Source organism: Parenemella sanctibonifatiensis, assembly GCF_002250565.1.
GTDB classification, from domain to species: Bacteria; Actinomycetota; Actinomycetes; order Propionibacteriales; family Propionibacteriaceae; genus Parenemella; species Parenemella sanctibonifatiensis.
Window position 1 is genome coordinate 257,792 of sequence record NZ_NMVJ01000008.1, and the last position, 9,460, is coordinate 267,251.

Below are 9,460 nucleotides of genomic sequence, written 5' to 3' on the forward strand. Positions count from 1 at the left end.
CATGGACATCGACATGGCTGCGCTGCGGCTCATCGAGCGGGAGAAGGAAATCCCGATGCAGGTGCTCACCGACGCCCTGCGGGATGCGTTGCTGAACGCCTACCAGAAGACCGACGGTGCGGTGAACGACGCCCGGATCGACCTCGACCCTCGGTCCGGCAAGGTCACGGTGCTCGCCCCCGAGCTCGACGATGAGGGCAATCAGATCGGCGAGTATGACCACACCCCGGCCGATTTCGGCCGGGTCGCTGCCGCGACCGCACGCCAGGTGATCGTGCAGCGGATCCGTGACGCCGAGGACGAACGCAAGTTCGGCCGATTCTCCGGGGTGGAGGGCGACATTGTCTCGGGCACCATCCAGCAGGACGCCGACAAGCGTACGGTCCGAATCGATCTCGGTGAGATCGAAGCGATCATGCCGCTGGCCGAGCAGGTGCCCGGTGAGGACTACTCCCACGGCCGGCGACTGCGGGTGTTCGTGGTGGCCGTACGCCGCGAGGCCCGCGGCCCGCAGGTGGTTGTCTCGCGTACCCATCCGGGGCTGGTGGAGAAGCTGTTCCGGCTCGAAGTGCCTGAGGTCGAGCAGGGCATCGTGCAGATCAAGGCGGTTGCCCGCGAGGCCGGTCACCGCACCAAGATCGCTGTCCGTTCCAAGAGCCCCGATGTCAGCGCCAAGGGTGCCTGCATTGGGCCGATGGGGCAGCGGGTGCGCGCCGTGATGCACGAGCTGAACGAAGAGAAAATCGACATCATCGACTACAGCGACGATCCGGCGACGTTCGTCGGGGAGGCGCTGTCGCCTGCCAAGGTGGTGTCGGTCACGGTGGTCGACGAGCAGCAGCGCGCCGCGCGGGTGGTCGTGCCGGACTACCAGCTGTCCCTGGCGATCGGTCGGGAGGGCCAGAACGCCCGACTGGCGGCCCGTCTGACGGGTTGGCGGATCGACATCCATCCCGACAACGAGGTGCCCGGCGCCTGAGGGTTCCGGGGGCCGGTCACCGGTCCCGAACTGCACGACCGCCCGCGATTCGCTAGACTCCTTGGGTGGATCTCCCGGTGCGGACGTGTGTCGGCTGTCGCCAGAGGTCCGAGAAGTCCGCATTGATCCGGTTGGTATGGGATCCGGCGGCCGCGCAAGTGGTCGTGGATCCGGACAAGACCCTGCCGGGTCGCGGTGCCCATCTTCACCCGACGACCAGGTGCTTGGAACAAGCGCTTCGGCGGCGAGCGTGGGGGCGGGCGCTTCGGATCGATGCGGTCGATGCCCAGCAAGTGAGCACTGAAGTCAGAAAGTGGGTTAGCGCTCATGACGACTCGATGAGTACTCAGCAATGAGCACCAACATCAACTAGCTGGCCCGACCGAGTCCTGCGGCGGGCCTGAAGGAGAAGAGTGGCCAAGGTCCGCGTGTACGAGCTCGCCAAGGAGCTCGGACTCGAAAGCAAGGAAGTCCTCAGCAAGCTGAAGGACATGGGTGAATTCGTTCGCTCAGCGTCCTCCACCATCGAAGCCCCGGTCGTACGCCGACTGCGTGATCGCCTCGATGCCGAAGGTGGCTCAGACACCAACAAGGGTGCCGCCAAGCCGGCCGCGAAGCCGGCAGCACAGCCGTCCCCCGCCAGCAGTCCCGCCGCGAGCGAGACGAAGGCGCCTGCCAAGCCGAGCAGCAGCTCGGCCTCGAAGGCTGCCCCCAAGCCCGGTGCCCCCAAGCCCGGCGCCCCCAAGCCCGGCGCTGTTCCGGGCCCGCGTTCGGGTGGTCTGCCCGGACCTCGTTCGGGTGGTTTGCCCGGTCCCCGCAGCAGCGGTGCCCCGGGCCCTCGTTCCGGCGGTGTCCCCGGTCCCCGCAGCAGCGGCGCTCCCAGCCCGCGTGCCACCCCGGAGAGCCGTCCGGCCGATCAGCCCGAGGCGAAGCCGACGTCAAGCGGAGCCAAGCCTGCTCCGAAGCCGGGATCGACCCCGGCAGCCGGTGCTGGCGCGCCCTCCGGGTCGACCGCTCGTCCCGGTGCAGCCAAGCCCGCTACCCCCTCGGCCAAGCCCGGTGGGGCCCCCAAACCTGGCTCGGCGCCCGGCGCCCGGCCCGCCTCCGGCGGGGCACCGAAGCCCGGTGCCCGCCCGGCTGGTGGCGATCGGCGTACCGGTGCACCACGGCCCGGGAACAACCCGTTTGCCAGCTCCCAGGGCATGGGTACGCAGCGTCGTGCCCCGCGTCCTGGCAGCGAGCGTCCCGACAGTCGTGGCGGAGCGCCGCGTCCGGGCGAGCGTCCCAGCGGTGATCGTCCAGGCGGCGGTGCCGCGGGTCTGCCCCGTCCGGGCGGCACCTCCGGCATGCCTCGCCCGAACCCGGCGATGATGCCCAAGCAGACGACGTTGGGTGGCCCCGGCGGCCGTGGCGGTGGTCCCGGTGGTCGTGGTCGTCCCGGTGGTCGTGGTCGTCCCGGTGGCGGCGGTCCCGCTGGCGGGCCTCCCGGTGCCGGCGGTCGGATGGGTCCGCCGCCCGGCGGCGGTCGTGGTGGCCGTGGTGGCCGTGGCGGTTCGGGTACTCAGGGTGCCTTCGGTCGCCCCGGCGCCCCGCGTCGTGGTCGCAAGTCCAAGAAGCAGCGTCGTCAAGAGTTTGACCAGATGGAAGCGCCGACGATTGGCGGCGTACGCGTCCGTCAGGGCAACGGTGAGTCCATTCGGTTGCGCCGTGGCGCCTCGCTGTCTGACCTCGCTGAGAAGATCGGCGTGGATGCAGCAGCGCTGGTTCAGGTGCTGTTCAACCTGGGCGAGATGGTGACCGCCACCCAGTCGGTCGCTGACGAGACCCTGGAGATCTTGGGATCGGAACTCAACTACAAGATCGAGGTCGTCTCGCCCGAGGACGAGGACCGCGAACTGCTGGAGAGCTTCGACATCGAGTTCGGTGAGGACGAAGGCGACGAGGACGACCTCGCGCGGCGTCCTCCGGTGGTCACCGTCATGGGTCACGTCGACCACGGCAAGACCCGACTGCTGGACTCGATCCGCAAGAGCAACGTGCGGGTGTCCGAGGCCGGCGGCATCACTCAGGCCATCGGTGCCTATCAGGTCGCGACCGAGGTTGAAGGAGAGAGCCGCAAGGTCACCTTCATCGACACCCCGGGTCACGAGGCGTTCACCGCGATGCGCGCCCGTGGCGCCAAGTCGACCGACATCGCGGTGCTGGTGGTTGCGGCCGATGACGGTGTGATGCCGCAGACCATTGAGGCGCTCAACCACGCCAAGGCGGCTGATGTGCCGATCGTGGTCGCGGTCAACAAGATCGACAAGCCCGAGTCCGATCCGCAGCGAGTCCGCGGTCAGCTCTCCGAGTTCGGTCTGGTGCCTGAGGACTACGGCGGCGACAGCATGTTCGTCAACGTGTCTGCCATGTCCGGCGACGGCATCGACGAGCTGCTCGAGGCGGTCGTGCTGACCGCTGACGCGGCACTTGAGTTGCAGGCCAACCCGACCATGGATGCGCAGGGCGTTGCCATTGAGGCGCACCTGGACAAGGGCCGCGGCCCGGTTGCCACGGTGCTGGTCCAACGTGGCACGCTGAAGGTGGGCGACTCGATCGTTGCCGGCTCGGCCCATGGCCGCGTCCGCGCCATGATCGATGACCAGGGCGAGTCCGTGGAAGAGGCGCCGCCCTCCTTCCCGGTGCAGGTCCTGGGTCTCACTTCGGTGCCCGGTGCTGGTGACAACTTCCTGGTCGTCAGTGACGACCGGAAGGCCCGCCAGATCGCCGAACAGCGTGAGGCACGTCAGCGTGCTGCGCAGCAGGCGATGGGTGCTCGTCGCAAGACTCTCGACCAGCTCTTCGAGCAGCTCGAGAAGGGCGAGGCCGAGGAGCTGCTGCTCATCCTCAAGGGCGATTCGGCCGGTTCGGTCGAGGCCCTGGAGGAGTCGCTGTCGAAGATCGATGTCGGCGACGAGGTGTCGCTGCGGGTCATCGACCGTGGTGTCGGTGCCATCACCGAGACCAACGTGTCGCTGGCTGCGGCGTCGGGTGCGGTCATCATCGGCTACAACGTCCGGGCCCAGGGCAAGGCCACCGAGATGGCGGATCGCGACAATGTCGACGTTCGCTACTACTCGGTGATCTACGCCGCCATCGATGAGATCGAGGCAGCCCTCAAGGGCATGCTCAAGCCGATCTACGAGGAGGTGCAGCTCGGCGAGGCCGAGGTGCGCAACCTGTTCAAGTCCTCGAAGGTGGGCACCATCGCCGGCTGTATGGTCACCAGCGGCCAGATCCGACGCAATGCCAAGGCACGCCTGCTGCGCGACGGAGTCGTGGTCAAGGAGACCGACATCAACTCGCTGCGTCGCGAGAAGGACGACGTCACCGAGGTCCGCGAGGGCTTCGAGTGTGGTTTGACCCTGTCGAACTACGACGACCTCAAGGTCGGCGACGTGGTCCAGACCTACGAGATGCGCGAGAAGGCTCGCGACTGATCTGGTCGACACCAGCGACAGACGGCGCCCGCGGATTTCCGCGGGCGCCGTTTGCGTTCCCGTGGACCCGCACCCTGGGCGTACGTTTCCTCAACAAGTTGAGCGTCTGGTGCCCAGATCCGGGAATCGGGGCCAGTTTGCTCAACAAGTTGAGGTTTCGTCACACGTACGCCGGTGGCCACGGGTTGATCTGCCGCAGCCGCGCATCTGAAGCGGAGCAGATCTGAAACAGCAGATCTGAAAGAATGGCGGACATGCCTAGTCCCCGTGTGTTGAAGCTCGCCGACCAGATCAAGGTCATCGTCGCCCAGATGTTGGAGCGGCGCGTCAAGGATCCCCGGCTCGGGTTCGTGACGATCACCGATGTGCAGCTCACCGGCGACACTCGTGACGCCAAGGTGTTCTACACCGTGCTCGGCGACGACGCGGACCTCGCCGGCACCGCCGCTGCGCTGGAGTCGGCCAAGGGCCTGATCCGAAGTCAGGTCGGCAAGCAGCTCAAGCTGCGGTTCGCGCCGACGCTGACCTTCGTGCCCGACCAGGTCCCCGAGACCGCGCGGGAGCTGGAGGAGTTGCTGGTGCGGGTCCGGACCAGTGACGCCGAGGTGGCCGAACGTTCGGCAGGCGCGACGTACGCAGGGGAGGCCGACCCCTACCGCAAGCCCCGCGAGGAGGAGCCCGACGAGGCTGACTTCTCCAACGAGGCCGACGATGATGACGTCGAGTCCGACGACGAGGATGCCCGTGGCTGAGGCCCTCGCGGGTGTCGTCGTCATCGACAAACCCGCTGGTCTCACCTCTCACCAGGTCGTGGCGCGGCTGCGGCGGGTGCTGGGACTGCGCAAGATCGGCCACGCCGGCACCTTGGACCCGATGGCGACCGGCGTACTGGTCTGCGGCATCGGGCGTGGCACCCGCCTGCTGGGTCACCTCAGCGGCCACGACAAGGGGTATGCGGCCACCATTCGATTCGGCATCACCACCAGCACCGATGATGCCGAGGGCGAGATTGTCCAGACCCCGGGTGCGGCCGGGATCACCGGAGACGACGTCGTGGCTTTGCTGCCGCGGTACCGCGGTGACATCCACCAGATCCCGTCCTCGGTGTCGGCCATCAAGGTCAACGGCAAGCGGGCGTACGCCCTGGCCCGGGAGGGCGAGGACGTCAAGCTGAAAGCCCGCGCCGTCCACATCGGCCGTTTCGAACTGCTGGAGGTCCGCACGGCCGATCAGGACGGCGTCGCGGTGCTCGACTGCGATGTCCAGGTGGACTGCTCGGCCGGCACCTACATCCGGGCGTTGGCTCGTGACCTGGGGGCCGATCTGGGCAGCGGCGGCCATCTGACCGCGCTGCGGCGGATCCGAAGCGGTCCCTTCACCCTCGATGACGCAGTCGCGCTGCCCGAGGTCGACGATCAGGCGCCGGCGCTGCTGGGCCTGGCCGAGGTGGCGGCCCGCTGCTTCCCGGTGGTCGACCTCACCGAGGAGCAGCTGAGCTGGGTGCAGCACGGTCGTGCCGTGCCCAGCCTGTCGCTGACCGGCATCAGCGCGCTGTGTCACGACGGGGAACTGGTGGCGCTCTACGAACCCGCTGAGGAAGCAGCCGTCGCGGTGGCGGTTTTCGCCGGTTGATGCTGAGTTTTATCAGGCGAGTGCGCGGGCCTAGGATCGGCGGGGGACCAGACCGGTCCGGCGCGGGCCCAGCGGCTCGGGAGAGGGGAGACCTCGGGTGAGCATTGTCGTGATCGGCAACTTCGATGGCGTACATCAGGGCCATCAGGCCGTGTTGGCGCACGCCGCGGCGTTGGCGCCGGAGCTGCCGTTGGTCGCGATGACGTTCTGGCCCCACCCCAGCAGCGTGGTGGCGCCCGCCAGGGCACCTCGCCTGCTCACCACTTTGGAACGTCGCATCGACCTGCTGCAGCGCAGTGGTGCCGACCGGGTCGTGGTGATTCCGTTCACCCCCGAACTGTCCCAGCTGTCGCCGGCCGAGTTCGTCGAGACCTGGCTGATGCACGCGCGGCCAGAGCATGTCGTGGTGGGGGAGAACTTCCGATTCGGCCACAAGGCCGCCGGTGACATCACCACGCTCACCGAACTGGGCCGGGGTCGCTTCCAGGTCAGCGCCGATGTGATGGTGCACCAGGGCGGCGCGCGGATCTCCTCGACCCGCACCCGAGCCCTGCTCGCCGAGGGTGACGTGGTCGGAGCCGCCGCGCAGCTGGGCCGCTGGTTCACCTACGAGGGGGAGGTGGTGCGGGGGCATCAACGGGGCCGCGAACTCGGCTTCCCGACCGCGAACCTGCCGGTGCCCTTCGACCGGGCGGTGCCCGCCGATGGTGTGTACGCCGGCTTCCTGCGCCGCCTCGAGGAGCCCACCACCGCACTGCCGGCAGCGATCTCGGTCGGCACCAACCCGACCTTCGACGATGTCCCGGTCACGACCGTGGAGGCCAACGTGCTGGACCGTGACGACCTGGACCTCTATGACATCGGGGTGGAGGTCGGTTTCGTGCGCCGGCTGCGCGGCAACACCCGCTTCGACGGTCTGGACCAGCTCATCACCCAGATCGGCAAGGACGTCGACGCTGCCCGGGAGTTGGTCGGCGCCGATCCGACGGCGGCCGCACTGTTGCCCACCGCACATGTCTGAGCGCCCTGTGATGGGGTCCCAAGCTCCCCGATTCGCTCTTGCACGGGAGTCGCGGCTATGCTTGCCCGGTTGCCGTCAGGACGGCCGCGGAAACCCAAGAGCTTCCACCGGTGCCCACCACCGACCCCGATCCGGGGAGGAAGCGCCGCGCAACGGACAGAAGGAGTGGCCATGGACGCCGCCGAGAAGAAGAAGCTCATCGAAGAGTACGCAACGACCCCCGGCGACACCGGGTCCGCCGAGGTCCAGGTCGCGGTGCTGAGCGCCGAGATTTCCCACCTCACCGAGCACCTCAAGGCTCACAAGGGCGATCACCACAGTCGCCGCGGCCTGATGCTCAAGGTTGGTAAGCGTCGTCGCCTGCTCAACTACATCGCCAAGCAGGACATCGAGAACTACCGCGCGCTCATCAAGAAGCTCGGTCTGCGCCGCTGACCTCGCGTACAGCTGCACCACGCCGAACGGCGGGCCACCCACCAGGGGTGACCCGCCGTTTGCCGTTCCGGTCGGATCAGTAGAAGCCGCGGGCATCGCTCCAACGGATGGTGCCGCCCTGGAACCGCTGGTGGCAGTCGCGACCGCGAGCCCCGACAGTGCAGCGCTCCATGTCGATCGGATAGCCGTAGCGGCCGCGTTCCCATCCGGTCCGGCCCCATTCCTCGCCGATCAGGCCCCACGAGGGGTGGGCGCCACTGCTGAGGGACCAGTACATCGAGCCGCCCTGGAAGCGCTGGAAACAGCCGCTGCGGACCAGCCCACACATCTCGCCGGTGGTCGGATAACCCAGCCGACCGTTCTCCCAGCCCAACCGGCCCCAGCCGTTGAAGACCTCACCGCGCACGAACTGGGCATCGGTGGGCAGCGACCAGTAGATGTGACCGCGATCGAAGTCCTGGAAGCAGCCGCCGTCACGCCAGCCACACCGTTCCTCACCGGTCGGCAGTCCCAATGTGCCACCGACGCCACCTTCGGCCTGCCAGCGGGCCAGGATCCGGCCCCAGATCACCAATCCACCCCTGCCGTCGGGGCGCCAGGTGATCGTGCCGCCCTGGAAGGTCTGGATGCAGTGGCCGTCACGGCACTGTTCGCTGCTGGTGGGGTAGCCCAGCGCACCGTTCTCCCAGCCCTGTGCGGCCCAGCGCTTGTCGATGTCGCCGAGGGTGACGTGGGCGCCGGTGGTGGGGGACCAATAGATCCGGCCGCCCTGGAACCACTGGAAGCAGCCGCCGTTGCGCAGCGTGCACAGTTCGGGGCTGGTCGGGTTGCCCACCAGGGACCGAGCGGTCAGCCACTTGGCGTGGATCGCGCCGTGGGTCGCCACGACCTCTTCGGTGCCGGCGGGAGCCCAGACACCGAGGTATCCGTTGACGTCGGCGTCCTTGATGCCCTTCACCGGAACGGTGAGGTAGCCCTGGCCATCGGTCACCAAGCGGCCGGAGTTCTTGCCGGTGACGTCGATGTACGCCTGGTTGGCGTGGTTGGCGCCCATGAAGACGCGCACGGTGGTGTTGACGGTGGGGACATTGCTCAGCACGGTCGCCAGTCCGGTGCCGCGGCCGTCGCCGGCCCGAACGCTGGCCACCACTTCCTGACCGGGCGCTCCGCCGTTGCGGAAGAGATCCACCCGCTGGGCGCCCCGGGCGTACGCCTTGCGCGCCTTCATCAGGGCCGTGATCTCGGCGTGGTAGGGCGTCGGGGTCGACCAGTACGCCGCATCGGTCCGGTAGAGGTCGCCGTAGTAGACGGTCGGGACGGTGTTGGCGTTGGTGAGGATCACCGCGTACATCGAGGGTACGTTGACCGGGGTGTAGCGCTTGTTGATTGCGGAGAGGTCATTCCAGTGCTTCTCGAGGGCAGCCCGCTCGCCCTCGCGGGTGTACTCCTCCGCGAAGCTGCGCGGCGTCTGGTTGCCCCACTGGGTGTTGGGCGTGATGCCGAGGTCGCGCATCATGATCCGGTTGACCCGGTTCTTCTCCTGGTCGTGGTTGCTCACGAAGGACCAGTTGGGTCGGGCCGGGCCGGTACGGGTGCGGTTGACCTGGCCGCGGGCGTACGCCTCCACCATCCACCAGGTGTTGGTGGAGCCGAGGGTGTTCTGGAGCGCGAAGAACAGGTCACCGTCGTAGGCGAGCTGCTGGTTGCCGGAGCCATCGAGGTAGGCGTTCTGGCCGTTGTTGTAGGTCTCCAGGTAGGACATGTACTTGGTGCGGTCGCCGTCGAAGGGGACTGCCCCCAGTTTGCTTGACAGATTTCTAGGGGTGGGTCAGGCGGCCTGGGTGGCCGTCTGATGGGTTGCTTCGAACTCTACTGGAGTGAGTTTGCCGAGGCGTCGTTGGCGACGTCGGCGGT

General features: G+C 67.9%; 8 protein-coding genes. 7 read left to right on the forward strand and 1 reads right to left on the reverse strand.

Translation table 11 applies throughout. The annotated features are described in order from the left end of the window. Nucleotide 1 precedes the first annotated feature (1 nt). From nusA to rpsO, 7 genes are all read left to right on the forward strand, one after another. Nucleotides 2-979: a transcription termination factor NusA gene (nusA, locus tag CGZ91_RS10570; RefSeq protein WP_094454956.1), complete on the forward strand. Its 978-nt coding sequence runs from the start codon at nt 2-4 to the stop codon at nt 977-979. Nucleotides 980-1,056: 77 nt separating this feature from the next. Continuing rightward, a complete protein-coding gene (locus tag CGZ91_RS15005; protein ID WP_094454958.1) occupies nt 1,057-1,335 on the forward strand; it encodes a YlxR family protein in 279 nt (92 codons plus the stop codon). Between the two features lie 57 nt (nt 1,336-1,392). Next, a complete protein-coding gene (infB, locus tag CGZ91_RS10580; protein WP_094454960.1) occupies nt 1,393-4,458 on the forward strand; it encodes a translation initiation factor IF-2 in 3,066 nt (1,021 codons plus the stop codon). Between the two features lie 254 nt (nt 4,459-4,712). Next, nucleotides 4,713-5,210 carry a 30S ribosome-binding factor RbfA gene (gene rbfA, locus CGZ91_RS10585; RefSeq protein WP_229115961.1) on the forward strand — a complete coding sequence of 166 codons (498 nt, stop codon included), beginning with the start codon at nt 4,713-4,715 and terminating at the stop codon, nt 5,208-5,210. Next, entirely contained in the window at nt 5,203-6,090 is an 888-nt protein-coding gene (gene truB, locus CGZ91_RS10590) for a tRNA pseudouridine(55) synthase TruB (RefSeq protein ID WP_229116572.1), read from the forward strand. Before rbfA ends, truB begins: the two co-directional genes overlap by 8 nt. A 97-nt stretch (nt 6,091-6,187) precedes the next feature. Continuing rightward, entirely contained in the window at nt 6,188-7,111 is a 924-nt protein-coding gene (locus tag CGZ91_RS10595; RefSeq protein WP_094454962.1) for a bifunctional riboflavin kinase/FAD synthetase, read from the forward strand. A gap of 171 nt (nt 7,112-7,282) precedes the next feature. Then, nucleotides 7,283-7,546: a 30S ribosomal protein S15 gene (gene rpsO / locus CGZ91_RS10600; protein WP_094450219.1), complete on the forward strand. Its 264-nt coding sequence runs from the start codon at nt 7,283-7,285 to the stop codon at nt 7,544-7,546. Between the two features lie 76 nt (nt 7,547-7,622). Here rpsO and CGZ91_RS10605 read toward each other — a convergent pair whose 3' ends face one another. After that, the gene (locus CGZ91_RS10605; RefSeq protein WP_094454964.1) at nt 7,623-9,308 is read right to left on the reverse strand and encodes a glycoside hydrolase family 70 protein; all 1,686 of its coding nucleotides are present in this window, start codon (nt 9,306-9,308) and stop codon (nt 7,623-7,625) included. Between the last annotated feature and the right edge of the window lie 152 nt (nt 9,309-9,460).

What these genes read in the sequence shown, in the direction of transcription:
- rbfA (WP_229115961.1), top strand. Translation starts at nt 4,713, where the DNA reads ATGCCTAGTCCCCGTGTGTTGAAGCTCGCCGACCAGATCAAGGTCATC.
- CGZ91_RS10605 (WP_094454964.1), bottom strand. Translation starts at nt 9,308, where the DNA reads ATGTCCTACCTGGAGACCTACAACAACGGCCAGAACGCCTACCTCGAT.
- rpsO (WP_094450219.1), top strand. Translation starts at nt 7,283, where the DNA reads ATGGACGCCGCCGAGAAGAAGAAGCTCATCGAAGAGTACGCAACGACC.
- nusA (WP_094454956.1), top strand. Translation starts at nt 2, where the DNA reads ATGGACATCGACATGGCTGCGCTGCGGCTCATCGAGCGGGAGAAGGAA.